27 protein-coding genes are annotated in these 24,073 nt (G+C 69.0%); 19 read left to right on the forward strand and 8 right to left on the reverse strand.

Going from position 1 to position 24,073, the window contains the following annotated elements; genetic code table 11:
• Positions 1-8: 8 nt before the first annotated feature.
• The 7 genes from Q0599_RS19555 to Q0599_RS19585 all read left to right on the forward strand — a co-directional run bounded on the left by Q0599_RS19555 (position 9) and on the right by Q0599_RS19585 (position 6,468).
• Entirely contained in the window at positions 9-800 is a 792-nt protein-coding gene (locus Q0599_RS19555; protein WP_298833219.1) for an SDR family oxidoreductase, read from the forward strand.
• A 78-nt stretch (positions 801-878) separates the two neighbouring features.
• Positions 879-1,316, forward strand: coding sequence for a PaaI family thioesterase (locus tag Q0599_RS19560; RefSeq protein WP_298833222.1), 438 nt, complete (start codon positions 879-881; stop codon positions 1,314-1,316).
• 10 nt (positions 1,317-1,326) lie between these two features.
• Positions 1,327-2,346 carry an NADP-dependent oxidoreductase gene (locus Q0599_RS19565; protein WP_298833226.1) on the forward strand — a complete coding sequence of 340 codons (1,020 nt, stop codon included), beginning with the start codon at positions 1,327-1,329 and terminating at the stop codon, positions 2,344-2,346.
• A gap of 34 nt (positions 2,347-2,380) precedes the next feature.
• Positions 2,381-4,030, forward strand: a complete 1,650-nt coding sequence (locus tag Q0599_RS19570) for an isovaleryl-CoA dehydrogenase (protein ID WP_298833228.1) — start codon at positions 2,381-2,383, stop codon at positions 4,028-4,030.
• Between the two features lie 9 nt (positions 4,031-4,039).
• Positions 4,040-4,972 carry a glutathione S-transferase family protein gene (locus Q0599_RS19575; protein WP_298833230.1) on the forward strand — a complete coding sequence of 311 codons (933 nt, stop codon included), beginning with the start codon at positions 4,040-4,042 and terminating at the stop codon, positions 4,970-4,972.
• A complete protein-coding gene (locus Q0599_RS19580) occupies positions 4,969-5,880 on the forward strand; it encodes an SDR family oxidoreductase (protein ID WP_298833233.1) in 912 nt (303 codons plus the stop codon). Before Q0599_RS19575 ends, Q0599_RS19580 begins: the two co-directional genes overlap by 4 nt.
• 78 nt (positions 5,881-5,958) lie before the next feature.
• Entirely contained in the window at positions 5,959-6,468 is a 510-nt protein-coding gene (locus Q0599_RS19585; RefSeq protein WP_298833235.1) for an ASCH domain-containing protein, read from the forward strand.
• Here the strand turns inward: Q0599_RS19585 and Q0599_RS19590 are convergent.
• The gene (locus Q0599_RS19590) at positions 6,451-7,173 is read right to left on the reverse strand and encodes a thioredoxin family protein (protein ID WP_298833237.1); all 723 of its coding nucleotides are present in this window, start codon (positions 7,171-7,173) and stop codon (positions 6,451-6,453) included. The two genes, Q0599_RS19585 and Q0599_RS19590, sit on opposite strands and share 18 nt — an antisense overlap.
• Positions 7,174-7,257: 84 nt before the next feature.
• Between Q0599_RS19590 and Q0599_RS19595 the strand changes: the two genes are divergently transcribed.
• Positions 7,258-8,511, forward strand: a complete 1,254-nt coding sequence (locus Q0599_RS19595; protein WP_298833240.1) for a TIGR03862 family flavoprotein — start codon at positions 7,258-7,260, stop codon at positions 8,509-8,511.
• Here Q0599_RS19595 and Q0599_RS19600 read toward each other — a convergent pair.
• From Q0599_RS19600 to Q0599_RS19615, 4 genes are all read right to left on the reverse strand, one after another.
• On the reverse strand, positions 8,508-8,729 hold the full coding sequence (locus Q0599_RS19600; protein WP_298833243.1) for a hypothetical protein: 222 nt from the start codon (positions 8,727-8,729) through the stop codon (positions 8,508-8,510). The genes Q0599_RS19595 and Q0599_RS19600 overlap by 4 nt on opposite strands.
• A gap of 10 nt (positions 8,730-8,739) precedes the next feature.
• Entirely contained in the window at positions 8,740-8,886 is a 147-nt protein-coding gene (locus tag Q0599_RS19605; RefSeq protein ID WP_298833245.1) for a lmo0937 family membrane protein, read from the reverse strand.
• Between the two features lie 63 nt (positions 8,887-8,949).
• Complete coding sequence (locus tag Q0599_RS19610) at positions 8,950-9,264, reverse strand: BON domain-containing protein (protein WP_298833248.1); 315 nt, start codon at positions 9,262-9,264, stop codon at positions 8,950-8,952.
• 78 nt (positions 9,265-9,342) lie between these two features.
• Complete coding sequence (locus tag Q0599_RS19615) at positions 9,343-10,035, reverse strand: hypothetical protein (RefSeq protein WP_298833251.1); 693 nt, start codon at positions 10,033-10,035, stop codon at positions 9,343-9,345.
• 115 nt (positions 10,036-10,150) lie between these two features.
• Here Q0599_RS19615 and Q0599_RS19620 point away from each other — a divergent pair, with 115 nt between their 5' ends.
• Entirely contained in the window at positions 10,151-10,852 is a 702-nt protein-coding gene (locus tag Q0599_RS19620) for a hypothetical protein (RefSeq protein ID WP_298833253.1), read from the forward strand.
• Between the two features lie 94 nt (positions 10,853-10,946).
• Positions 10,947-13,280: a Tex family protein gene (locus Q0599_RS19625; RefSeq protein ID WP_298833256.1), complete on the forward strand. Its 2,334-nt coding sequence runs from the start codon at positions 10,947-10,949 to the stop codon at positions 13,278-13,280.
• Between the two features lie 12 nt (positions 13,281-13,292).
• Here Q0599_RS19625 and Q0599_RS19630 read toward each other — a convergent pair whose 3' ends face one another.
• Genes Q0599_RS19630 through nthA form a run of 3 tightly spaced genes read right to left on the reverse strand, consistent with a single transcriptional unit; the run spans position 13,293 to position 14,925 of the window.
• Positions 13,293-13,652 (reverse strand): nitrile hydratase accessory protein, encoded by a 360-nt coding sequence (locus Q0599_RS19630; protein WP_298833258.1) that lies wholly within the window; start codon positions 13,650-13,652, stop codon positions 13,293-13,295.
• Positions 13,649-14,308, reverse strand: a complete 660-nt coding sequence (gene nthB, locus Q0599_RS19635) for a nitrile hydratase subunit beta (RefSeq protein ID WP_298833260.1) — start codon at positions 14,306-14,308, stop codon at positions 13,649-13,651. Before nthB ends, Q0599_RS19630 begins: the two co-directional genes overlap by 4 nt.
• Complete coding sequence (nthA, locus tag Q0599_RS19640) at positions 14,305-14,925, reverse strand: nitrile hydratase subunit alpha (protein WP_298833263.1); 621 nt, start codon at positions 14,923-14,925, stop codon at positions 14,305-14,307. The genes nthB and nthA overlap by 4 nt, the downstream gene beginning before the upstream one ends.
• A gap of 40 nt (positions 14,926-14,965) precedes the next feature.
• Here nthA and Q0599_RS19645 point away from each other — a divergent pair, with 40 nt between their 5' ends.
• From Q0599_RS19645 to Q0599_RS19685, 9 genes are all read left to right on the forward strand, one after another.
• Positions 14,966-16,039, forward strand: coding sequence for a phospholipase (locus Q0599_RS19645; protein ID WP_298833266.1), 1,074 nt, complete (start codon positions 14,966-14,968; stop codon positions 16,037-16,039).
• A 169-nt stretch (positions 16,040-16,208) separates the two neighbouring features.
• The gene (locus Q0599_RS19650; RefSeq protein ID WP_298833269.1) at positions 16,209-16,652 is read left to right on the forward strand and encodes a glycine zipper 2TM domain-containing protein; all 444 of its coding nucleotides are present in this window, start codon (positions 16,209-16,211) and stop codon (positions 16,650-16,652) included.
• A gap of 178 nt (positions 16,653-16,830) precedes the next feature.
• Positions 16,831-18,750 (forward strand): threonine--tRNA ligase, encoded by a 1,920-nt coding sequence (gene thrS / locus Q0599_RS19655; protein ID WP_298833271.1) that lies wholly within the window; start codon positions 16,831-16,833, stop codon positions 18,748-18,750.
• An 89-nt stretch (positions 18,751-18,839) separates the two neighbouring features.
• A complete protein-coding gene (gene infC, locus Q0599_RS19660) occupies positions 18,840-19,388 on the forward strand; it encodes a translation initiation factor IF-3 (RefSeq protein ID WP_298833320.1) in 549 nt (182 codons plus the stop codon).
• 119 nt (positions 19,389-19,507) lie between these two features.
• Positions 19,508-19,711: a 50S ribosomal protein L35 gene (gene rpmI / locus Q0599_RS19665; protein ID WP_298833273.1), complete on the forward strand. Its 204-nt coding sequence runs from the start codon at positions 19,508-19,510 to the stop codon at positions 19,709-19,711.
• Positions 19,712-19,734: 23 nt separating this feature from the next.
• Positions 19,735-20,091: a 50S ribosomal protein L20 gene (gene rplT, locus Q0599_RS19670; RefSeq protein WP_298833275.1), complete on the forward strand. Its 357-nt coding sequence runs from the start codon at positions 19,735-19,737 to the stop codon at positions 20,089-20,091.
• Between the two features lie 113 nt (positions 20,092-20,204).
• On the forward strand, positions 20,205-21,248 hold the full coding sequence (gene pheS / locus Q0599_RS19675) for a phenylalanine--tRNA ligase subunit alpha (RefSeq protein ID WP_298833278.1): 1,044 nt from the start codon (positions 20,205-20,207) through the stop codon (positions 21,246-21,248).
• A 10-nt stretch (positions 21,249-21,258) separates the two neighbouring features.
• Positions 21,259-23,673 carry a phenylalanine--tRNA ligase subunit beta gene (pheT, locus tag Q0599_RS19680; RefSeq protein ID WP_298833281.1) on the forward strand — a complete coding sequence of 805 codons (2,415 nt, stop codon included), beginning with the start codon at positions 21,259-21,261 and terminating at the stop codon, positions 23,671-23,673.
• A 13-nt stretch (positions 23,674-23,686) separates the two neighbouring features.
• A complete protein-coding gene (locus Q0599_RS19685) occupies positions 23,687-24,049 on the forward strand; it encodes an integration host factor subunit alpha (RefSeq protein ID WP_298833283.1) in 363 nt (120 codons plus the stop codon).
• Positions 24,050-24,073: the final 24 nt, after the last annotated feature.

The following is a 24,073-nucleotide window of genomic DNA, read 5'->3' on the forward strand; positions in this document are numbered from 1 at the left end:
GACCGACCATGAGCACCCCCGTCCAGAAACTGTTCGACCTCAGCGGCCAGACCGCGCTCGTCACCGGCGGCTCGCGCGGCCTCGGGCTGCAGATCGCGGAGGCGCTCGGCGAAGCCGGCGCGAAGATCTTCCTCACCTCGCGCAAGGCGGCCGACCTCGAGGAGGCCGTCGCATCGCTGCAGGACAAGGGCATCGACGCGCGCTGGGTGGCTGCCGACATGAGCCAGCCTGCCGAGATCGAGCGCGTCGCCGGCGAGGCGCTGCAGCGCCTGGGCGACATCGACATCCTCGTCAACAACGCTGGCGCCACCTGGGGCGCGCCCGCCGAGGACTATCCGCTGGAGGCCTGGGACAAGGTGATGAACCTGAACATCCGCAGCATCTTCCTGATGAGCCAGCAGATCGGCAAGCGCAGCATGATTCCGAGGAAGCGCGGCCGCATCATCAACGTCGCCTCGATCGCCGGCCTGTCCGGCTCGGGCGACGTGGAGTTCATCGCCTACGGCACCAGCAAGGGCGCGGTGGTCAACTTCACCCGCACGCTGGCCGGCGAGTGGGGCGAGCACGGCATCACCGTCAACGCGCTGGCACCGGGCTTCTTCCCGAGCAAGATGACCAAGGGCACGCTGGAGCGCATCGGTGTCGACACCCTGTCGCGCGCCGCGCCGCTGCGCCGCATCGGCGACGACGATGACCTGAAGGGCGCGGCGCTGCTGTTCGCCTCGGCGGCCGGCAAGCACATCACCGGGCAGATCCTGGCGGTGGACGGCGGCGTGAGCGCGGTGCACCACGGTGCCTGACATCAATCCCACAGGCCCGCTTTCGCTCGCGGCCCTCCTCCGGGGCGCCCCGGGGCGGCGAGTGGCCGGGTGCGACGCATGAAGTTCTTCGTGCACATCCCCTTCGTCGAGCACCTCGGCTTCGAACTGCTGTCCTGCGAAGCGGGCGAGGCGGAGATCGCGCTGACCCTGCGCGAGGAACTCACCAACTCGTGGAGCGTGGCGCACGGCGGCGTGACGATGACGCTGCTCGACGTGGTGATGGCGCACGCCGCGCGCAGCCCGAACCAGCCAGGCCATCCCGAGTCGCCCGGCGTGGTGACGATCGAGATGAAGACCAGCTTCCTGCGCGCCGGGCTCGGCCGGATGACGGCGCGCGGAAAGCTCCTGCACCGCACGGCGTCGCTGGCCTTCACCGAAGGCTCGGTGGTCGACGAGCAGGGCGAACTGGTGGCGCATGCCACCGGCACGTTCAAGTTCATGAAGGGCCTGCCTGCCGGCGGGCGCCGCATCCAGAGGCTCAACGCCTCCGACTGAAGGAGTTCCCATGGCAACGATGAACAAGCAGTGGCTGCTCGCCTCGCGTCCGAAGGGCGAGGCCACGGCCGACAACTTCCGGCTCGTGGAGACGCCGGTGCCGGCCTTGCAGGACGGCCGGGTGCTGGTGCGCCACCATTTCCTCTCGCTCGACCCCTACATGCGCATGCGCATGAACGACGCGAAGAGCTACGCCGCGCCGCAGGCACTGGACGCGGTGATGATCGGCGGCACGGTGGGCGAGGTGGTCGAGTCGAGGCACCCGAAGTTCGCCGTCGGCGACCGCGTCGCCGGCATGGGAGGCTGGCAGCAGTTCAGCGTGGTCGACGCCGGCCAGCCGGGCCTGCTGCGCAAGGTCGACACCACCCACGTGCCGCTGTCGGCCTACCTGGGCGCGGTGGGCATGCCGGGCGTGACGGCGTGGTATGGCCTCGTCAAGCTTTGCATGCCGAAGGCCGGCGAGACCATCGTGGTCAGCGCGGCCAGCGGCGCCGTGGGCAGCGCGGTGGGCCAGCTCGCCAAGGTGCGCGGCTGCCGCGCGGTGGGCATCGCCGGCGGGGCCGACAAATGCCGCTACGTCGTCGAGGAGCTCGGCTTCGACGCCTGCGTCGACTACAAGCAGCACCGTGACCCGAAGTCGCTGGAGGCGGCGCTGGCCGAGGCGACACCGAACGGCATCGACGGCAACTTCGAGAACGTCGGCGGCGAGATCCTCAACGCCGTGCTGCGCCGCATGAATGCCTTCGGACGCATCGCGCTGTGCGGCATGATCAGCGGCTACGACGGCGCGCCGATTCCCCTGTCCAACCCGTCGCTGATCCTCACGCAGCGGCTGCGCGTCGAAGGGTTCATCGTCAGCGAGCACATGGAACTCTGGCCCGAGGCGCTGAAGGAACTCGGCACGCTGGTGGCCTCGGGCCAGCTGAAGTACCGCGAGACGATCGCGCCGCGCATCGAGGATGCGCCCGAAGCCTTCCTCGGTTTGCTCAAGGGCAAGAACTTCGGCAAGCAACTGGTCAAGCTTCTCTGATCCGCGCCGCGGGCGGCGCGAGGAAGGACGAGTCATGACGAGCACCCACGACGTGTTCAACCAGCCGCTGCCGCTGGTCGACGTCAACCTCTATGCCGGCAACCGGGCGCTGCGCGACGCGCTGGCCTTCCACCTGCCGCGGCGCGACGAGGCGGCCAGCCTGGCGCAGGGCGCGCGCTGGGGCAGTGCCGAATGGCAGACGCATGCGCGGCTGGCCAACACGCACCTGCCGCGCCTGCTGACCCACGACCGCTTCGGCCACCGGATCGATCGCGTCGAGTTCCACCCCAGCTACCACGCGCTGATGGCCGAGGCGGTGGCGGCCGGGCTGCATGGGCGGCCCTGGTCGCTGGGTCCCGGCGCGCACATCGAGCGCGCCGCGGCGTTCATGCAGTTCACCGAGCTGGAGCCGTCGATCCTCTGCCCGATCTCGATGACCTACGCGGTCACGCCGGCACTGCGCGCCAACGCAGCCGTCTTCGAGGCCTGGTTCGGCAAGCTCGCCAGCACGGCCTACGACCCGCGCCTCGTGCCCTTCGGCGACAAGCCCGGGGTGACCATGGGCATGGGCATGACCGAGAAGCAGGGCGGCTCGGACGTGCGCGCCAACACCACGCGCGCCGTCTTCGCCGAGAGCACCGCGTGGGGCGAGCGCTTCGAGATGACGGGCCACAAGTGGTTCATGTCGGCGCCGATGTGCGACGCCTTCCTCGTGCTGGCGCAGGAGGAGGGCGGCCTGTCCTGCTTCTTCCTGCCGCGCGTGCTGCCCGACGGCTCGCTCAACGCCATCCACATCCAGCGCCTGAAGGACAAGCTCGGCAACCACGCCAACGCCAGCTCCGAGGTGGAGTTCCATGCCGCCAGCGCCTGGCGCGTCGGCGAGCGCGGCCGCGGCGTGGCGCAGATCCTCGAGATGGGCACGCTGACGCGGCTGGACTGCGCGCTCGGCACTGCCGGCCTGATGCGCCAGGCGCTCAGCCTGGCCCTGCACCACACCGCGCAGCGCCTGGCCTTCGGCAAGCGGCTCGTGGAACAGCCGCTGATGAAGAACGTGCTGGCCGACATGGCCCTGGAATCCGAGGCGGCGACCGCCCTGGCACTGCGCCTGGCGCGCGCCATCGACCGCCAGGACGACCCCTTCGAGGCGCTCATGCGCCGCGTGCTCACGCCGGTGTCCAAGTTCTGGATCTGCAAGCGCGGCAGCGCGCTGGCGCAGGAGGCGATGGAATGCCTGGGCGGCAACGGCTACGTGGAGGAGGCAGGCGAGGGCGTGATGGCGCGCGTCTACCGCGAGATGCCGCTGAACTCGATCTGGGAGGGCGCCGGCAACATCATGGCGCTGGACCTGCTGCGTGCCTTGCGCCAGGGCGGCAAGGGCGGCTCGGTGGCCGAGGCCCTGGCCAGCGAACTCGAACCGGCGCGCGGCGTGGATGCCGCCTACGACCGCTTCACCGACGCGCTGCCCGCGCGCATCGACGCGGCCAGCGACGAGGTCGAGGCGCGCCGGCTCGCGCAGGACGTGGCGCTGGCGGTGCAGGCGGCGCTGCTGCGCCAGCATGCGCCGGACTTCGTCTTCGAGGCCTTCGCCCGCTCGCGGCTGGGGCACGACTGGGGCCAGGCCTTCGGCACACTGCCCGCGGCGACGGCGTTCGACGCGATCGTCGCGCGCGCCTTGCCCTGCTGAGCGCGACCCATGAACCCGTTCATCCTCCACCACTACGCGAACTCGCCGTTCTCCGAGAAGGTGCGACTGATCCTCGGCGCCAAGGCGATGGCCTGGCACTCGGTGCACATCCCGAGCGTGATGCCCAAACCCGACGTCGTGGCGCTGACCGGCGGCTACCGCCGCACGCCGTTCCTGCAGCGCGGCGCCGACATCTGGTGCGACACGGCGCTGATCGCGCGCGTGCTCGACCGCGCCCAGCCCGAGCCGCCGCTCTATCCCCCGGGCTGCAGCGGCGCGGCGCAACTGCTCGCGCAGTGGGCGGACGGCACGCTGTTCTGGTCGGTGATTCCGTACACGCTGCAGCCGCAGGGACTGACGCACGTGATGGCCGGCGTGCCGCCCGAGGGCCTGAAGGCCTTCGCCGTGGACCGCGCGCCCTTCACCGCCGGCATGACGCGGCAGACGGCAGTCGACGCCACGGTCGCGCTGCAGACCTACCTCGGCTGGCTGGAGGGGCAGCTCGGCGACGGTCGGGGCTTCCTCTGCGGCGCGCAGGTCAGCATCGCCGACTTCTCGGTGGCGCACTGCCTGTGGTTCACCCATCTCGCGCCGCCGATGACCGCCATCCTGCAGCCCTTCGAGCGCCTGCGCGGCTGGTATGCGCGCATGACTGCCTTCGGCCACGGCAGCCTCACGCCGTTCAAGAGCGGCGAGGCGATCGCCGTCGCCGCTGCGGCGACGACGCGCGAGCCCACGCAGGTCGAGTCCGGGCTCGGTTTCGAGGCCGGCGAGGCGGTCACCGTGATGCCCATCGACTACGGCCGCGACCCGGTGCCGGGCGCCCTGGTCGGCCTGACGCGCGACGAGGTGGTGATCGAGCGCCACGACGAGCGCGCCGGCACGCTGCACGTGCACTTTCCGAGGCTCGGGTTCCAGATTCGAAAGGAAGCGAAAGCATGAAGATCTTGAGAGGCCGCACCGCGGTCATCACCGGCGCCGGATCGGGTTTCGGCCTGGAGCTGTCGCGCCTGGCCGCGCGCGAAGGCATGAACCTCGTCATGGCCGACGTGCAGCAGGACGCGCTGGAGCGCGCGGCCGAGGAGATGCGCGGCTTCGGCGTGCAGGTGATGGGCTTCCGCCTCGACGTGGCCAAGGCCGCCGAGGTGGAGGCGCTGGGCGAGGCGACGCGCGCCCGCTTCGGCGTGCCGCACCTGGTGTTCAACAACGCCGGCGTGGGCGCCGGCGGCCTGATCTGGGAGCACACGCTGAAGGACTGGGAATGGGTCGTCGGCGTCAACCTGATGGGCGTGGCGCATGGCGTGCGCGTCTTCACGCCGATGATGGTCGAGGCGGCGAAGGCCGACCCGTCCTACGAGGGTCACATCGTCAACACCGCGTCGATGGCCGGCCTGCTGAACGCGCCCAACATGGGCGTCTACAACGTCACCAAGCATGCCGTGGTGGCGATGAGCGAGACGCTCTACCAGGACCTGCGCCTGGTGACCGCGCAGATCGGTGCGTCGGTGCTGTGCCCGTTCTTCGTGCCCACCGGCATCCACCAGAGCCAGCGCAACCGTCCGGCCGAGATGCAGGAGTCCGACGTGCGGCCGACGAAGAGCCAGCTGATCGCACAGGCGATGAGCGACAAGGCCGTGAGCAGCGGCAAGGTCAGCGCCGTGCAGGTGGCGCAGCTCGTCCTGGACGCGGTGCGCGAGGGCCGCTTCTACGTCTACAGCCACCCGAAGTCGCTGGCCAGCGTGCAGACGCGCATGGAGGACATCATGCTCGGCCGCAACCCGACCGACCCCTTTGCGCTGAAGCCGGAGATCGGCGAGGCCCTGCGCCAGGCGCTGCGCGAGACCGACTGAGATGTGGACCCGCACGTCGCTTCGCGCCGGCCTGACGCCGGGGTGCTCGGACCCCCTGGCGCGGCCCGGCGGCGCCTGATGGCCCGGCCCGACGACCCGCCGGCGGGCGGCCGCGCCGACGAGATCGAAGCCTTCTGGCTTGACTGCCAGCGCCGCTGCAACCTCAAGGTGGCGGGCTTCGCGGCCACCGCGCTTGGACCGACGCGTGCGCTGGCCGACGAGCTCGCGTTGCTGGTGCGCAGCGGCGTCAAGCGCGCGCACGCCACGCTCAGGCGCGAGTTCGAGAAGGACCTCGAGCCCTTGCCCGGCCCGGGAGACCTGTTGGTCGTGCTCGACGGTGCCGGGCATCCGCGTGCCATCGTGCGCAACACCCGCGTCGAGCTTCGCCTGTTCAGCCAGATCGACGACGAGTTCGCCTTCGCCGCCGGTGAGGGCGACCTGACGCTGCAATGGTGGCTGGTCGCCCATCGCCAGCAATGGTCGGAGCAGGCCGAGCGAGAGGGCTTCGAGATCGGCGAATCCAGCGAGCTGGTGCTGGAGCATTTCGACCTCGTCTGGCCGCTTCCCGGGTCAGCAGCGCAGGCGTAGCGCCTGCAGCGGCCTGCCGGTGGCGGCGTCGATCACGACGAGGCTGAGCGCGCGCGGGTGCGCGGCGTCGAGCGCGAGCGCCGGCGCGAACTGCAGGCGGATGGTGGCGGCCATCCACGGCGGCACGTCGTGCAGTTCGCGCACCACGTGATCGTGGGCGAGCTTCTCGCCGGCGTTCTCGCCCGCGGTGACGCGGCTGAGGTGGCCGTCTTCGCTGACGGCCCAGAAGGCTGCCAGCCGTGCCGGAGCGCCCGGCCGGGCCTGCACGATCGCGTCGAAGCGCCCGCCGTCGCCGCTGATCGTGATGTCGACCTGCGCCTTCGCCGAGTTCGAGACCGGCAGGCGGATGCCGCGCCAGTCCGGCAGGTCGACGCCTTGCACCACCACCTGCGGCGTGTAGCTGACGCGCGCGCCGTTGACGGCACGCTGCGCTTGCTGGCGCCGGCTGAAGGCCGGCGAGGCGAAGCGGTCGCGCCAGCCAAGTCGGTCCCAGTAGTCGACGTGGAAGGCCAGGGCAACGTTCGGTGCGCCGGGCTGCAAGGTCGACAGCCAGCGGTCGGCCGGCGGGCAGGAGCTGCAGCCCTCCGAGGTGTAGAGCTCGATGACCGGCGTGACGGTGTCACCGCTGCGCGCGCTGCAGACCGGGGCCTGTGCCATCGCGAGGGGCGCGCAGGCGACGAGGACGACGAAGGAAAGCTGCTTCATGGTGCCTGGGTCGCGGACCGGGCGGAAATCTGACTCGTCGCGCTGTGTCACACTGCCCCGCCCTCGAATCCGCCCGCCTGCACCATGACCGCCTTGCCCGTCGAACCGCTGCACGCCGTGGTGGTCGGCGGCGGCCCGGCAGGATTGATGGCGGCGGAGGAACTGGCCGCCGCAGGCGTGTCGGTCGACGTGTACGACGCCATGCCCTCGGTGGGCCGCAAGTTCCTGCTCGCCGGCAAGGGCGGGCTGAACCTCACGCACGGCGAGGCGTTCGAGCCGTTCGTCGGCCGCTACGGCGCGGCGCGCGAACGGGTGGCGGCCTGGCTGCAGGCCTTCGGCCCGCAGGCGCTGCGCGACTGGGCGAAGGATCTCGGCATCACCACCTTCGTCGGCAGCTCGAGGCGCGTCTTTCCGACCGACATGAAGGCGGCGCCGCTGCTGCGCGCCTGGCTGCACCGCTTGCGCGGCGCCGGCGTGCGGCTGCACATGCGGCACCGCTGGGTGGGCTGGGGCGACGCGCAGGCGGGCGTGCATGCGCTTCGTTTCGCGTCGCCGGCAGGGGAGGTGATCGTGCGCGCGCGCAACGTCGTGCTGGCGCTCGGCGGCGCGAGCTGGTCGCGGCTCGGCTCCGACGGCGCCTGGGTGCCGCTGCTGGCCGCGCGTGGCGTGGAGATCGCCCCGCTGCGACCCTCGAACTGCGGCTTCGACGTGAAGGGCTGGAGCGCACACCTGCGCGAGCGCTTCGCCGGTGCGCCGCTGAAGAGCGTGGCGCTGCGCTGCACGGCGCCCGGCGGCAGGCGCTTCGAGCAGCGCGGCGAGTTCGTGCTCACCGAGACTGGCATCGAGGGCAGCCTGGTCTACGCGGCGTCGGCGCTGCTGCGCGAGACCATCGCCGCGAACGGCACGGCCGTCGCCGAGATCGACCTGCTGCCCGAGCGCCCCTTCGAGTTCGTGCGCGACGAAGTGGCACGGCCGCGCGGCTCGCGCTCGCTCTCGACGCACTTGAAGAGCCGCCTGGGGCTCGACGGCGCGAAGGCCGCGCTGCTGCATGAGCTGCTGCCGCGCGAGACCTGCGCCGACCCGCCCGCGCTGGCTGCGGCGATCAAGGCGCTGCCGATCCTGCTGCTGGCCGCGCGGCCGATCGACGAAGCGATCAGCACCGCCGGCGGCGTGCGCTTCGAGGCCCTGGACGAGACGCTGATGCTGCGTGCGCTCCCCGGCGTGTTCTGCGCCGGCGAGATGATCGACTGGGAGGCGCCCACCGGCGGCTACCTGCTCACTGCCTGCTTCGCCAGCGGCCGCGTCGCCGGGCTGGGCGCGGCGCGGCGCGGCGCCTAGCCGCGTTTGCCGCCGAACACCAGCAGCGCGCCGCCGACGACGATCGCCGCCACGCCGGCCCACAGCGGCACGTTGACCCGCTGCGTTTCCTTCACCGACAGCTCGATCGGCCCGAGCTTCGTCTGGTGTGTCTCCTTCGTGTAGCTGAAGCCGCCGTAGGCGAGCCCCAGCACCCCTGCGACGATCAGCGCGATGGCAACCATCCTGATGCTGTTCATGAGCTGGCTCCTACAGTCGTCGACCTTGAATCACTCGAATGAGGATCACCACGATCGCGATGACCAGCAGAGCGTGGATGAGTCCGCCCATCGTGTAGGACGTGACCAGTCCCAACAGCCACAGGATGATGAGGATGACTGCAATGGTCTCAAGCAAGGTGGTTCTCCCTCGTGTCGCAACGTCGCTCGATCGGTTTCACATCGGGTTGTGAGGCGAAGCTCACGGTTGGATGGCGATCTCGTTCTTGACCGACTTCACGCCGTTGACCTTGCGCGCGATGGCATCGGCCGCCGCCTTCTCGTTGGCGCTCTTGGCGAAGCCGGAGAGCATCACGGTGCCGTTCAATGTCTCGACGCGGATCGACGCGGCGTCGACCTCCTTGCTCTCGACGAAGCGGCTCTTGATCTGCGTGGTGATGGTCGCGTCGTCGACATAGGCGCCGACGGACTCCTGGCCGCGCGTGACGGCACAACCACTGATGGTCAGCAGTGCGATGGCGGTCAGGGCGGCGCTGGCGATGGTGCGGATCTTCATGGTCTCTCTCCTGTGAGTTTGTCTGGGAATGGAGTGCTTTTGGATCCGTGATGGCGGCCGGCTCCAGCCGGCGCCCGGTTACTTGGCTCGGCCGGGTCCGTCGTCGTCCTTGCCGTGGCCCTGTCCCTGGCCGCGATCGGACTGGCCCCGCTTCTGCGGCACAGCGGCCGGCGGGCGGGCCCGCTCCTGGTAGTGCTGACGCACCACCGGCTCACGCGGCTGGTAGCGATAGTTCTGACCGTGCAGCGACGGCTGCTGGTCCGGCTGCGGATAGCGTTCGTTGGGGAACTTGCGCTGGTAGTTGGGCGGGGGCGCCGGTGGCGGCGGCGGCACGCGCGTGCGACGGTCCCAGCCGTCGCGGCGCTGTTGCCACTCATGGCCCCAATGTTCCTGCCAGCGAGGCGGCCTGGTCCGTTCCCAGCCGCGGAAGTAGGGCGGCGGGTTGCGATAGTAGCGAACCGGAATCCGCAGCAGGTAGACCGGCACCACCTCGGGCGCCACCAGGCCCCACGGCCCGTTGTACCAGGAGCTGGCGTACCAGTTGTCGCCTTCGAGCACCCAGTACAGGCCGTCGTAGAAGAAGAAGTTCGCCTGCACTTGGGGCGCGTAATAGACCGGGTAGTTCGGCACGCGCACCAGCCGCGGGTAGGCCGGCAGGTTGATGCCGATGCTCACGCCGGGCGCGCTGATACCGATTCCCACGCTGACCTGGGCCAGGACCGACGTGGCCGATCCGAGCAACAGGGACAAGACGATCAATAGACGGCGCACTGCGATCTCCTTTGGAACTCTGCGAACGTACTCCAGTGGCGGCGGCTTTTCGGTTCGCTAGCGCACAGACGCTGAGTTGACACAATGTCCCTGGCGGAACGCCGATACAGCTCGCATGAGTGGCCTTCGTCAGCATGTCCGGATTGCGGCCTTCCTGGTGGCCATGCTGGCCGCAGGCGCATGCCGTGCGGCCGACCTGAGCGCCACCGAGCAGCGCTGGCTGAAGGGCGTGTGGCCGGTGGTGGCCTATGCCCGGACGTCGGGCCTGGCGCTGGACATCGTCGTGCAGCCGCAGCCGACCCCGGGCGCGGCGCCGCTCGAGCTGGGCTTCGTCGACGGTCGCTGCAAGCTGGTGTTCTCGATGCGCGACAACCCCGAGGCCCAGGCGACGCTCGATCGCATCGAACCCGGACTGCTGGCCGCCACGCTCGAACTGATGGCCGCGCACGAACTGGGCCACTGCCGGCGCTACCTCGACGGCAAGTGGCACGGACTGCCTGCCGGCTTCGTCGCCAGCGTGCCCGCGGCGATCGGCGCGGAGCTGAAGCCCGCTTACGTGCAGATGCAGTCGACACGCCGCGAAGAGGGCTACGGCGACCTGGTCGGCCTGGCCTGGACGCAGCGGCAGCACCCGCAACACTACGCGCGGCTGCATGCATGGCGGGTGGCGGAGCGCTCGCGGGACCTCATTCCGGGCAGCCACCACGACACGCTGGCCCGGGTGCGCCTGGCCGGTGCCGGCGTCGCGCCGGGCGATGTCTCGATCTTCACCGCCGCCGACGCGTTGTGGGAAGCCGGGCTCGCCGCCGGCGAGTGACTCTCGCTGCGCTGCCGCACCTGCAACGAGGCGTGTCGCCCCTTGTGGCACACTGCGCCGCTTTGCGAAACCGCCCCTCGTGGGCCCCCGGGATTTGGACAAGATTCTTCTGCAGATCGCCGCCGAGCTGAAGGTTCGGCCGGCCCAGGTGAACGCAGCCGTCGAGCTGCTCGACGGCGGGGCCACGGTGCCGTTCATCGCCCGCTACCGCAAGGAGGCCACCGATGGCCTGGACGACATCCAGCTGCGCGAGCTGGAGGCACGCCTGGGCTACCTGCGCGAGCTGGAGGAGCGCCGTGCGGCGGTGCTCAAGAGCATCGACGAGCAGGGCAAGCTGACGCCCGAATTGCGCGCCGCGATCGAGGCGGCGCCGACCAAGCAGGAACTGGAAGACCTTTACCTGCCCTACAAGCCGAAGCGGCGCACCAAGGGCATGATCGCCCGCGAGGCCGGCCTGGAGCCGCTGGCCGACAGGCTGTTCGCCGACCCGTCGCTGGAGCCGCTGGCCGAGGCGGCGGCCTTCGTCAATGCCGACGCCGGATTCGCCGATGCGCATGCCGTGCTCGACGGCGTGCGCGACCTGCTCTCCGAGCGTTGGGCGGAAGACGCGGTGCTGGTCGGCAAGCTGCGCGAGTGGCTGTGGGCCGAGGGGCTGTTCCAGAGCAGGCTGATGGACGGCAAGGACCCGAACAACGCCGACGCCGCCAAGTTCCGCGACTACTTCGACTACGCGGAGCCGATCCGCACCGTGCCCTCGCACCGAGCGCTGGCGGTGTTCCGCGGCCGCACGCAGGAGTTCCTCGATGCCAAGCTGGTGCGCGACGAGGACGTGGTGCCGGGCCATCCGACCCTGGCCGAAGGCCGCATCGCGGTGCACCTGGGCTGGCGCCATGGCAAGCGGCCGGGCGACGAGCTGATCCGCAAGACCATCGCCTGGACCTGGAAGGTCAAGCTCAGCCTGAGCCTGGAGCGGGACCTGTTCTCGCGCCTGCGCGAGGAGGCCGAGAAGGTGGCCATAAAGGTCTTCGCCGAGAACCTGCGCGACCTGCTGCTCGCCGCGCCGGCGGGCCAGCGCGTGGTGATGGGCCTGGACCCCGGCATCCGCACCGGCTGCAAGGTGGCGGTGGTCGATGCCACCGGCAAGGTGCTGGACACCCATACCGTCTACCCGCACGAGCCGCGCAACGACTGGGAAGGCTCGCTGCACACGCTCGGCCGCCTGGTGGCCACGCACGGCGTGAACCTGATCGCCATCGGCAACGGCACGGCCAGCCGCGAGACCGACAAGCTCGCCGCCGACCTGATCAAGCGCATCCAGTCCATGGCTCCGGAGGTCAAGCTGGAGAAGGTCGTCGTCAGCGAGGCCGGTGCCTCGGTCTACTCGGCCAGCGAGTTCGCCAGCAAGGAGCTGCCGGAACTCGACGTCAGCCTGCGCGGCGCGGTGAGCATCGCGCGCCGCCTGCAGGATCCGCTGGCCGAGCTGGTGAAGATCGATCCGAAGAGCATCGGCGTCGGCCAGTACCAGCACGACGTCAACCAGAGCGAGCTCGCGAAGAGCCTGGACGCGGTGGTCGAGGACTGCGTGAACTCGGTCGGCGTGGACCTGAACACCGCCTCGGCGCCGCTGCTGGCGCGGGTGTCGGGCCTGTCCAACGCCGTGGCCTCGAGCATCGTGCGCTGGCGTGATGCGAACGGCGCCTTCCGCAGCCGCCAGCAGCTGCTCGACGTCAGCGGCCTGGGCGCCAAGACCTTCGAGCAGTGCGCCGGCTTCCTGCGCATCCGCGGTGGCGACAACCCGCTGGACCAGAGCGGCGTGCACCCCGAGACCTACCCGGTGGTCGAGCGCATGCTCGCCGCGGTGGGCAAGCCGGTGCACGAGGTGATGGGCCGCAGCGACGTGATCCGCTCGCTCAAGCCGGAGGCCTTCGCCGACGAGTCCTTCGGCGCGATCACCGTGAAGGACATCCTCGCCGAACTGGAGAAGCCCGGCCGGGACCCACGCCCCGACTTCAAGGTGGCGCGCTTCAACGACGGCGTGGAGGACATCAAGGATCTGCAGCCCGGCATGACGCTGGAAGGCACGGTCAGCAACGTGGCTCAGTTCGGTGCCTTCGTCGACCTTGGCGTGCACCAGGACGGTCTGGTGCACGTCAGCCAGCTCTCCAACAAGTTCGTCAACGACGCGCGTGAGGTGGTGAAGACCGGTGACATCGTCAGGGTCAAGGTGCTGGAAGTGGACCTGGCGCGCAAGCGCATCTCGCTGACGATGAAGCCGGACACCAGGCCGGCGCCCAAGGGCGAACGCGGCGACATCGGCTTCCGGCCGGCGGGCCGCGGCGAGCGGCCGGCGCCGGTGCGCGGCGGCGCTCAGCCGCAGGGGCAGTCGGCGATGGCGGCGGCGTTCGCCAAGCTGCAGTCGCGCAAGTAGCGCGGGATCGGCTCAGGCCGCGAAGTCGCGGTCCTGCAACTCGATCGGGCGGCCGTGCGGCGTGCGCTCGGCCGCGCGGTCCCAGGCATCGCGGTAGCGGGCGAGCTCGCCCGCGCTGCTCGCACCCTTCTCGGCGACGAGCGCCTCGAGGGCGGCCAGCCAGTGGCGGTAGTAGGTGTCGCCGAGATCGGCGTCGCCCTCGGCCTGCGCGCGACGGATCTGCGCGGCCAGCGCCGCGGCCCACTCGGTCCAGCTGAACAGGCCTTGCCGGTGCAGCGAGACCGCGAGCGCAAAGGCATGGGCCTCCCAAGGCTCGCGGAACACCGGCTCGTCACCGGCGAGCGGCTGATGGGGCAGGGTGGGGATCTTCATGCCGGCTCCAGGTAGGGCTCCCAGGCGTCGATCGAGACGCTCAGCCCGGGCTGCGCCCCTGCGCCCCACAGCTCGCGCCCGTCGAAGGCCACGGTGTACAGCCACTGCGGCTGCTCGCCCAGGCCTTGAGCGTTCGCATCGGCGAAGACGTGCACGCCGTGCACACGCTCGACGGTGCCGACATGGCCGCGGGCATAGCCGGGCAGGCGGGTGTGGTGGCCGACAGGGCCGCCGCGCGTGCGCACGCGGTCTCCGACGGCGAAGCGTGCGCCGGTGACGGCGGGGCGCTGCGTGGCGGAGCCCTTGGCGAGCACGGCCGGCACGTCCTGGGCGTACAGCACGCGCCCGAGCGTCTTCGCCTCGTGCAGCGGCTGCGCTGCTGCGATCTCGCCTGCGAGCACCAGACCGCGCTCGACCATCAGCTTCTGCAGCGCCGCCAGCCAGATCTGGTAGTAGCCGAGCCGGGCGTAGTCGGGCAGCGTCTCGCGGGCGCTGCGGCTCATGTCGATGTTCCACGCGCCGGTGGCGCCCATTGCCAGCGTCAGCGCCAGGGCACGCGGCTCCCACTCGGCATGGAAGAGTTCGCCCTCGGGCTCGGGCACGACGGGGCCGTAGCCGTCGCGGCCGCCGAGATCGGCATGGCTGACGTAACTCATGCCGCCTCCATGGGTCTGCGCGGCAGCCCCGTGCCGATCATCGAATCGCGCGTGACGAGGGCGGCAAGCTGCTGCTCGCTCAGCCCCTCGGAGCCTGCAGGTCGCATCGGGATGACGAGGTAGCGCACCTCGGCAGTGGAGTCCCAGACGCGGATCGTCGTCGACTCGGGCAGCGCGATGCCGAAGTCGGTCAGCACGCCGCGCGGATCCTTCACCGCACGCGAGCGGTACGGCGCGCTCTTGTACCAGGTGGGCGGCAGGCCGAGCACCGGCCAGGGGTAGCAACTGCACAGCGTGCACACCACCATGTGGTGGGTGTCTGGCGTGTTCTCCACCGCCACCATGTGCTCGCCCTGGCGGCCGGCGTAGCCGAGCGAGGCGATCGCCGAGGTGGCGTCGCGCTGCAGCCAGTCGCGGAAGGCCGGGTCGATCCACGCCCGGGCCACCACGCGGGCGCCGTTGCGCGGGCCGATCTTCGTCTGGTAGGTGTCGATCAGCACGTCGAGCGCGGCCGGGTCGATGTAGCCCTTCGCGGACAGTACGGTCTCGAGGGCCCGCACGCGCAGGTCCATCTCGCCGAGTTCGCTGTGCTCGTGTTCGTGGTGCTCGTGTCCCATGGCGGCGATCGTAGCGGGCGCTTCGCTACAGTGCGAGCCCATGCAAGCTCTGCAGATCCACGCCGGTCCGGGCGCATTGAGACATCTGCGCGAGCGCGGCCTGTCCAGCGTCGACGTGCGCGCCATCCCTGCCGCCGCGGGCGGACCCAAGGGACTGATCCTCAATCCGCTCGACCGCTTCCTGTTCGGCGACTGGCTGGTCGATGGCGCGCAGCCGGTGCACCTGCTCGGCGCCTCGATCGGCGCCTGGCGCATGGCGACTGCCTGTCTGCCGGAGCCGGACCGCGCCTTTTCCCGGATGGCCGACGACTACATCCGCCAGAGCTACGAGCACGAACCGGGCAAGCCGCCGAAGGCCGTGCACGTCAGCGAGGTATTCGGCGCCAAGCTGGCCGAGCGTTTCGGTGGGCATGAGTCGGAGGTGCTGAACCACCCCCGCTTCCGCCTGCATGTCTTCACCAGCCGGGGCCGCCATCTGCTGAGCCGCGAAGGCAAGCTGCGCACACCGCTGGGTTACCTCGGCGCCTTCGCCACCAACGCCGTCAGCCGCAAGGCCATGGGTGGCTGGCTGGAACGTGTGGTGTTCTCGGACACGCGCGATCCGCTGCCGATCCACCTGCGCGACTTCCGCACCCACCTCGTGCCCCTGGAAGCGCGCAACCTCCAGCCGAGCATCCTGGCGAGCTGCTCCATCCCGTTCTGGCTGCAGGCGGTGCACGACATTCCCGGCGGTCCGCGCGGGGCCTACTGGGACGGCGGCATCACCGACTACCACCTGCGCCTGAACTACGCCTCGATGGACGAGGGCCTGGTGCTCTACCCGCATTTCCAGAAGACGGTGATTCCGGGCTGGCTGGACAAGGCGCTGCGCCACCGTCACCACGCCACCGCGCATCTCGACAACGTGATCGTGCTGTCGCCGCGACCGCAGTGGATCGCCACGCTGCCGAACGCCAAGCTGCCCGACCGCAGCGATTTCAAGCGTTATGGCGACGACCTCGCCGCGCGCGTGGCCGACTGGTCGCGCGCGGTCGCGGAGAGTGAGCGCCTGGCGGAGGAGTTCTCTCGCTGGCTCGAGGACCCTGCCCGCATCGCGCCAGAGCCCCTGGGCTGACGCGCCGGCTGGTGCGACGCCTGCGCGGGGTGCGCCGGAGCGCGCCGCGAACGGTCGAGCAACACTTCTTTGCTCGGCGGCAGTACCACCTGCCGCACGCTGCCACGTTGATTGAGCACGCGCCCGCGGGCATCCTGCCGGCGAGGCGCGTCTCACCGAGGAGAAGCATATGCAACGATCCCTGACTCTGGGCGCTGCCCTGCTCGCCGCGCTGATGGCGGCCGGCTGCGCGACGCACCCGGCCACCCAGCCCGCCGCACCGACGCCTTCAGCTTACCGTGTCGAGTACGGCCAAGTGCAGAGCATCGACCTGGTGCGTGCCGAGAGCCAGACCAGCGGCGGCGGCGCGCTGCTCGGCGGCGTGATCGGCGCCGTTGTCGGCCGCCAGATCGGCAGTGGATCAGGTCGCGATGCCGGGACTGCCGTTGGCGCCGTGGGCGGTGCCATCATCGGCAACCAGATCGAGAAGAACCGCCGCGGCGCGCAGAACTTCTACCGCGTCGCCATCCTCACCCAGCACGGCCAGGTGCGCAGCTTCGACTACGCGCAGCTCGGTGACCTGCGTGTGGGCGACCGCGTGCGCATCGAGAACAACCAGGTCTACCGCGACTGAAATACAATCGAGGCCCGGTTCAACAGCAAGAGCGAGAAAGGCGTGATGGTTATGACACCGCGGACTACGTGCCGGGCCTTGAAGGTCTAGCGGAGCTGCGCGCGTCGATCTTCATCTTTCCTCCCTGTTCATTCGAGGCGCGGCACGGTCCGCGCTTTTTTCGTTTCTGGAGTCTGTGATGGTCTCGATTCAGTTGCCCGACGGTTCGCGTCGCGAGTTTCCCGGCCCGGTGACGGTGGCTGAGGTGGCCGCGGCGATCGGTCCCGGCCTGGCCAAGGCGGCGATTGCCGGCCGCGTGGGCCAGGGCGATGCCGCCCGCGTGGTCGATACCAGCTACCGCATCGAGGCCGATGCGCCGGTGGCGATCCTGACGGACAAGGATGCGGACGGCCTGGAGGTGATCCGCCATTCGACGGCACACCTCCTCGCCTATGCCGTCAAGGAACTGTTCCCCGAGGCGCAAGTGACGATCGGTCCGGTGATCGAGAACGGCTTCTACTACGACTTCGCCTACAAGCGCCCGTTCACGCCGGAGGACCTGGCGGCCATCGAGGCCAAGATGAGCGAACTGGCGAAAAAGGACGAGAAGGTCGAGCGCCGTGTGCTGCCGCGCGACGAGGCGGTGGCCTACTTCAAGGGGCTGGGCGAGCACTACAAGGCCGAGATCATCTCCAGCATCCCGGCCGGCGAGGACGTGTCGCTCTACCGCGAGGGCGCCTTCGAGGATCTCTGTCGAGGGCCGCACGTGCCGTCGACGGGGCGCCTGAAGCATTTCAAGCTGATGAAGGTGGCTGGCGCCTACTGGCGCGGCGACCATCGCAACGAGATGCTGCAGCGCATCTACGGCACGGCGTGGGCGAGCAAGGACGACCTGCAGAAGCACCTGACGATGCTCGAGGAGGCGGAGAAGCGCGACCACCGCAAGCTCGGCCGCGAGCTCGACCTGTTCCACCTCGACGAGCACTCACCCGGCACGGTGTTCTGGCACCCCAAGGGCTGGGCGCTGTGGCAGGAGGTAGAGCAGTACATGCGCCGCGTCTACCGCGACAACGGCTACCAGGAAGTCAAGGGTCCGCAGTTGCTGGACAAGGCGCTGTGGGAGAAGACGGGCCACTGGGACAAGTACCGGGAGCACATGTTCACCACGGAGTCGGAGAAGCGCGACTACGCGCTCAAGCCGATGAACTGCCCCGGGCACATCCTCATCTTCAAGCAAGGCATCAAGAGCTATCGCGACCTGCCGCTGCGTTTCGGTGAGTTCGGCCAGTGTCATCGCAACGAGCCCACCGGCGGCCTGCACGGCATCATGCGCGTGCGCGGCTTCACGCAGGACGACGGCCACATCTTCTGCACCGAGGACATGATCCTCGACGAATGCGTTGCCTACACGGCCCTGCTGCAGAAGGTCTATGCCGACTTCGGCTTCACCGAGATCATCTACAAGGTGGCGACGCGCCCGCAGGCGCGCATCGGTTCCGACGAGATCTGGGACAAGGCCGAACACGCGCTGATGGAGAGTCTGCGCCGTTCCGGCGTGGAGTTCGTCATCTCCCCGGGCGACGGCGCCTTCTACGGCCCGAAGATCGAATACACGCTGAAGGATGCGATCGGCCGGCAATGGCAGTGCGGCACGATGCAGGTCGACTTCTCGATGCCCGAGCGGCTCGGCGCGGAGTACGTGGCCGAGGACGGCGCGCGCCGTCATCCGGTGATGCTGCACCGTGCCATCGTCGGCAGCCTGGAGCGATTCATCGGCATCTTGGTCGAGCAGCATGCCGGCGCGCTGCCCATCTGGCTGGCTCCGCGCCAGGTCAGCGTGCTCAACATCACCGATTCCCAGGCCGATTACGCCGCGGACGTGACCAAAATGCTGCAAAAACAAGGACTTAGAGCGGCTGGCGATTTGCGGAACGAGAAGATTACCTATAAAATCCGCGAGCATTCGATGCAAAAGGTCCCGTACATCCTCGTCGTGGGTGACAAGGAGAAGGCAAACGGGGCCGTTGCTGTGCGCGCCCGGGGCAACCAGGACCTCGGTGTGATGGCTCTGGCCGACTTCCTCGAGAAGATCGCCTCAGACGTCGCCCGCAAGCTGTGATCACGACGGTGGCCACACGCTGGTAGACCGGCGCGCAGATCGTTTTTTTGGACTTCTCTTGCCTTGGAGTCCGCTGAAAGGTACCAACCATCGCTACTTTTGCTGACCGCCGTACTCCGAACGCCGAGCGCAAACATCGGCTCAACCGCGAGATCATGGCCCCTGAAGTCCGCTTGAACGGCCCGGAGAACGAACCCCTGGGCATCGTGTCGATCCAGGACGCCCTGCGGATGGCAGGCGAGATGGACGTCGATCTGGTCGAGATCGTCGCGCAGGCGGACCCCCCGGTGTGTCGCCTGATGGACTACGGCAAGTTCAAGTACCAGGAGCAAAAGCGCGCAGCGGAGGCCAAGGCCAAGCAGAAGGTCATCGAAGTCAAGGAAGTGAAGTTCCGTCCCGGGACGGACGAAGGCGACTACCAGATCAAGATGCGCAATCTGCGCCGCTTCATCGAGGAAGACGGCGACAAGGGCAAGGTCACGCTGCGCTACCGCGGCCGCGAGATCACCCACCAGGACATCGGCATGCGGTTGCTGGAGCGCATCCGCGACGAGTTGTCCGATGTGGCGGTGGTCGAGCACATGCCCAAGCTCGAAGGCCGCCAGATGATCATGGTGCTCGCGCCGAAGCGGAAGTAGATTTTGAAGAGTTCAGTGCCCCGGTCTGGTCGCCGGGGCGCTGTCAGAAGCGGCTGCAGGCCAACAAGACGGTGGAGTTCTCACCGGCGCCTGCCAGCAGCAACACAGAAGGAGCAGTCATGCCCAAAATGAAGACCAAGAGCAGCGCGAAGAAGCGTTTCCGCGTGCGTCCGGGTGGCACCGTCAAGCGGGGCCAGGCGTTCAAGCGCCACATCCTCACCAAGAAGTCCACGAAGAACAAACGCCATCTGCGTGGCGTTGTCACCGTGCACGAGACCAACATGGGCCACATGGCGCAGATGCTGCCATTCGCCGGTCTCTGACCTACTGCTGAAGGAGAAGAGAAATGCCTCGCGTCAAACGTGGTGTCACCGCCCGCGCACGTCACAAGAAGGTTCTGGCACTGGCCAAGGGTTTCCGCGGCCGCCGCAAGAACGTGTTCCGCATCGCCAAGGAAGCGGTGATGCGGGCTGGGCAATATGCCTACCGTGACCGTCGTACCAAGAAGCGTGTCTTCCGCCAGCTCTGGATCGCCCGCATCAACGCGGCGAGCCGGGGCCTGGGGCTCACCTACAGCAAGTTCATGGCCGGCCTGAAGAAGGCCCAGATCGACATCGACCGCAAGGTCCTTGCCGACATGGCTGTCCACGATCCTGCCGGATTCGGCAGCATCGTCGAGAAGGTGAAGGCCCAGCTCGCTTGATCTGCTGCGCCGCCGGGGCACGTCAGTGCCTCGGCAGCCGGCTCAGCATTCGAAGGCCGACCTCGTGTACGGCCTTTTTTTGTTGTGTTGAAGGACATCCAGGCTCCGACGCGATGAACGATCTCGCTCCCCTCGTCGACGATGCGACGGCCGACTTCGCTCGGGCGACGACGCCCGCCGAACTCGAGAACGCCAAGGCCCGCTACCTCGGCAAGTCCGGGCGCATCACCGAGCAGCTGAAGGCGCTGGGCGCCCTTCCGGCCGATGCGAAGAAGACCCGCGGCGCGCAAATCAATGCCGCCAAGCAGCAGGTCGAAGCACTGCTGCAGGCCCGCCGCGACGCGCTCGGCCAAGCCGAGTTGGAAGAGCAGCTCAAGGTCGAAGCATTGGACGTCACGCTGCCCGGTCGGCAGCGCGGCATCGGTGGCCTGCATCCGGTGACGCGCACCATCGAGCGCATCGAGGCGATCTTCGGATCGATGGGGTTCGACGTCGCCGACGGCCCCGAGATCGAGACCGACTGGTACAACTTCACCGCGCTGAACAGCCCGGAGAACCACCCCGCGCGCTCGATGCAGGACACCTTCTACGTCGACCTGAAGGACGCTGACGGCCGCTGGCTCAACCTGCGCACGCACACCTCGCCGATGCAGGTGCGCTACGCGCGCAGACACGCAAAGAAGCACGCGGGCAAGGAGCACATGCCCGAGATCCGCGTCATCGCGCCGGGCCGCACCTACCGCGTCGACAGCGATGCCACGCACTCGCCGATGTTTCACCAGTGCGAAGGCCTGTGGATCGGCGAGAACGTCAGCTTCAAGGACCTGAAAGTCGTCTTCACCGACTTCTGTCGCAACTTCTTCGAGACCGACGACCTGGAACTGCGCTTCCGGCCGTCGTTCTTTCCGTTCACAGAACCCTCGGCCGAGATCGACATCGCCTTTGCCAGCGGTCCGCTGAAAGGCAGGTGGCTGGAGGTGGCCGGTTCCGGTCAGGTGCATCCGAACGTGGTGCGCAACTTCGGCCTCGACCCGGAGCGCCACCTCGGTTTCGCCTTCGGCATGGGGCCGGACCGGCTCGCCATGCTGCGCTACGGTGTCAACGACCTGCGGCTGTTCTTCGAGAACGACCTGCGCTTCCTGTCCCAGTTCAACTGACCCGAGATCCATGCAGTTCCCCGAATCCTGGCTGCGCGAGTACTGCAACCCGCCGATCTCCACCGCCGAGTTGGCCGAACTGCTGACGATGGCGGGCATGGAGGTGGAAGAGACGCGCCCGGCCGCGCCGCCGTTCAGCGGCGTGGTGGTCGGCAAGGTGCTGTCGGTGACGCAGCACCCCAACGCGGACCGGCTCAATGTCTGCGAGGTCGACGCCGGAAGCGGTGCGACGTTGCAGATCGTCTGCGGCGCACCCAACGTGCGCGCTGGCATTCGCGTGCCCTGCGCGCTGGTTGGTGCCCAGCTTCCGCCGGCCGAGGACGGTGCGCCCTTCGCCATCAAGCTCGGCAAGCTGCGCGGCGTCGAGAGCCAGGGCATGCTCTGCTCGGCGCGCGAGCTGAAGCTGTCGGACGACCACGGCGGTCTGTTGATCCTCGACGACGAGGCGCCGGTGGGCGCGGACCTCCGCCGGCACCTGCAGCTCGACGACACCCTCTTCACGCTCAAGCTCACGCCCAACCTGGCCCATTGTCTGAGCGTCTACGGCATCGCACGCGAGGTGGCGGCGCTGACCGGCGCGCCGCTGAAGGCGCCGAGCTTCCCGCCGGTCACGCCCTCGCACGACGCGGTGCTGAAGGTGACGGTCGAGGCGCTCGACCTGTGCGGCCGCTTCTCCGGCCGCATCGTGCGCGGCGTCGATCCGCAGGCGAAGACGCCGGCCTGGATGGTCGATCGGTTGGCGCGCTGCGGCCAGCGCTCGGTGACGGCGCTGGTGGACATCTCGAACTACGTGATGTTCGAGTTCGGCCGGCCTTCGCACATCTTCGACCTCGACAAGATCCACGGTGGCCTCACGGTGCGCTGGGGCCGTGCCGGCGAGACGCTGGAACTGCTGAACGGCAACACCATCGAGGTCGACGAGAAGGTCGGCGTGATCGCCGACGACAAGGCGGTGGAGTCGCTGGCCGGCATCATGGGCGGCGAGGCGACCGCCGTATCCGACGCCACGCGCAACGTTTACGTCGAGGCTGCGTTCTGGTGGCCCGAAGCCGTGGCCGGCCGCTCGCGCCGCTTCAACTTTGCCACCGACGCCGGCCACCGCTTCGAGCGCGGCGTCGATCCGGCGCTCACCGTCGAGCACATCGAGCGCATCACACGGCTGATCATCGACATCTGCGGCGGCCAAGCCGGCCCGATGGACGACCAGGCGCTGAACCTGCCGAAGGCCGAGCCAGTGCGGCTGCGCGTGGCGCGTGCTGCCAAGGTGATCGGCATGCCAATCGACCAGCGGCAGTGCGAGCAGGTGATGCAGCGCCTCGGCCTGTGCTTCAGCAGCGAGCCGGGGGTGCTGACGGTGACACCTCCGTCGTGGCGCTTCGACCTGAAGATCGAAGAGGACCTGATCGAGGAGGTCGCGCGCGTGGTCGGCTACCGGCTGCTGCCCGACACGCCGCCGCAAGCGCCGGTGACGGCGCGCGTGCGCACCGAATCGCAGCGGGGCGTGAGCGCCGTTCGACATGGGCTGGCCCAGCTGGGCTACCAGGAAACGGTCAACTTCAGCTTCGTCGAGGAGCGCTGGGAGCGCGAACTGGCCGGCAATGCCGACCCGATCCGCGTGCTCAATCCGATCGCCAGTCCGCTGGCGGTGATGCGCTCCAGCCTGCTCGGCAGCCTCATGGCGGTGCTGCAATCCAACCTGGCGCGCAGGGCCAGCCGCGTGCGCGTCTTCGAGACGGGGCGCGTCTACCGCCGCGATGCGTCGGTGCGCGACTCCGACCATACGGTGGCCGGCATCGACCAGCCGCGCCGCATCGCCGGATTGGCCTGGGGCCGCTTCGACCTGCTGCAGTGGGGCAGCAAGGAACGCAACGTCGACTTCTTCGACGTCAAGGGCGATGTCGAGGCGCTGCTGGCACCTCGCAGCGCCACCTTCCTCGCCGACGAGCATCCCGCCATGCACCCGGGCCGCTGTGCGCGTGTCGTGCTGAACGGCCGTGCCATCGGCCATGTCGGTGAACTGCATCCGCGCTGGCGCCAGGGCTACGATCTGCCGTCGGCGCCGGCGCTGTTCGAACTCGACCTCGAGGCTGTGCTCGAGCGTGACGTGCCCGTCTTCGCCGCCATTGCGCGGCAGCAGGCCGCCTACCGGGACATCGCTGTGGTCGCTGGCGAGCAGGTCACCCATGCGATGCTGATGGATGCCATCGGCGCGGGCCGCGGCGGGCTGGTGCGCTCGGCGCGTCTGTTCGACATCTACAAGCCGAGCTCGCCGTCAGGCGACATGAGGGCCGGTGAGCGCAGCCTCGCCGTACGCCTTGAACTGCTGGACAACGACAACACCCTCACCGACGAGCGCATCGATGCCACCGTGGCCGAGGTGATCGACCGCTTGAGCTCACGCCTGGGCGTGCGGCTGCGAGGGTAGGGGCGCCAAGACCATGAGCGACAACGACAAGTCCCGCGACCGCGTCCTCCTGCCGACGATCGAGACGCCCACACTCACCAAGGCCGAGCTGGCCGACCTGCTGTTCGAACGCCTCGGACTGAACAAGCGCGAGTCAAAGGACATGGTCGAGGCCTTCTTCGAGATCATCCACGGCACGCTGGTGACCGGGGAGGACGTCAAGCTGTCCAGCTTCGGCAATTTCAACATCCGCCGCAAGGCGCCCCGTCCGGGCCGCAACCCGCGCACCGGCGAGGCGATCCCCATCAAGGCGCGCAACGTCGTCACCTTCCACGCCAGCCACAAACTCAAGGGAGTCGTGCAAGGTGACATACCGGCCGGGGAGGAGTTCGAGTAAAGTCTAGCTTTCTCTTGCGATCTT

The organism is uncultured Piscinibacter sp. (assembly GCF_937952055.1).
Lineage (GTDB): Bacteria > Pseudomonadota > Gammaproteobacteria > Burkholderiales > Burkholderiaceae_C > Piscinibacter.

Coding starts and splice junctions, on each gene's coding strand:
- nthA (WP_298833263.1), bottom strand. CDS start 14,925: ATGGGACACGAGCACCACGAACACGAGCACAGCGAACTCGGCGAGATG.
- thrS (WP_298833271.1), top strand. CDS start 16,831: ATGGTCTCGATTCAGTTGCCCGACGGTTCGCGTCGCGAGTTTCCCGGC.
- rpmI (WP_298833273.1), top strand. CDS start 19,508: ATGCCCAAAATGAAGACCAAGAGCAGCGCGAAGAAGCGTTTCCGCGTG.
- Q0599_RS19620 (WP_298833253.1), top strand. CDS start 10,151: ATGAGTGGCCTTCGTCAGCATGTCCGGATTGCGGCCTTCCTGGTGGCC.
- Q0599_RS19595 (WP_298833240.1), top strand. CDS start 7,258: ATGACCGCCTTGCCCGTCGAACCGCTGCACGCCGTGGTGGTCGGCGGC.
- pheS (WP_298833278.1), top strand. CDS start 20,205: ATGAACGATCTCGCTCCCCTCGTCGACGATGCGACGGCCGACTTCGCT.
- Q0599_RS19555 (WP_298833219.1), top strand. CDS start 9: ATGAGCACCCCCGTCCAGAAACTGTTCGACCTCAGCGGCCAGACCGCG.
- Q0599_RS19560 (WP_298833222.1), top strand. CDS start 879: ATGAAGTTCTTCGTGCACATCCCCTTCGTCGAGCACCTCGGCTTCGAA.
- Q0599_RS19570 (WP_298833228.1), top strand. CDS start 2,381: ATGACGAGCACCCACGACGTGTTCAACCAGCCGCTGCCGCTGGTCGAC.
- Q0599_RS19580 (WP_298833233.1), top strand. CDS start 4,969: ATGAAGATCTTGAGAGGCCGCACCGCGGTCATCACCGGCGCCGGATCG.
- Q0599_RS19630 (WP_298833258.1), bottom strand. CDS start 13,652: ATGAAGATCCCCACCCTGCCCCATCAGCCGCTCGCCGGTGACGAGCCG.
- pheT (WP_298833281.1), top strand. CDS start 21,259: ATGCAGTTCCCCGAATCCTGGCTGCGCGAGTACTGCAACCCGCCGATC.
- Q0599_RS19590 (WP_298833237.1), bottom strand. CDS start 7,173: ATGAAGCAGCTTTCCTTCGTCGTCCTCGTCGCCTGCGCGCCCCTCGCG.
- Q0599_RS19565 (WP_298833226.1), top strand. CDS start 1,327: ATGGCAACGATGAACAAGCAGTGGCTGCTCGCCTCGCGTCCGAAGGGC.
- Q0599_RS19600 (WP_298833243.1), bottom strand. CDS start 8,729: ATGAACAGCATCAGGATGGTTGCCATCGCGCTGATCGTCGCAGGGGTG.
- Q0599_RS19575 (WP_298833230.1), top strand. CDS start 4,040: ATGAACCCGTTCATCCTCCACCACTACGCGAACTCGCCGTTCTCCGAG.
- nthB (WP_298833260.1), bottom strand. CDS start 14,308: ATGAGTTACGTCAGCCATGCCGATCTCGGCGGCCGCGACGGCTACGGC.
- Q0599_RS19585 (WP_298833235.1), top strand. CDS start 5,959: ATGGCCCGGCCCGACGACCCGCCGGCGGGCGGCCGCGCCGACGAGATC.
- Q0599_RS19685 (WP_298833283.1), top strand. CDS start 23,687: ATGAGCGACAACGACAAGTCCCGCGACCGCGTCCTCCTGCCGACGATC.
- Q0599_RS19650 (WP_298833269.1), top strand. CDS start 16,209: ATGCAACGATCCCTGACTCTGGGCGCTGCCCTGCTCGCCGCGCTGATG.
- Q0599_RS19645 (WP_298833266.1), top strand. CDS start 14,966: ATGCAAGCTCTGCAGATCCACGCCGGTCCGGGCGCATTGAGACATCTG.
- Q0599_RS19610 (WP_298833248.1), bottom strand. CDS start 9,264: ATGAAGATCCGCACCATCGCCAGCGCCGCCCTGACCGCCATCGCACTG.
- rplT (WP_298833275.1), top strand. CDS start 19,735: ATGCCTCGCGTCAAACGTGGTGTCACCGCCCGCGCACGTCACAAGAAG.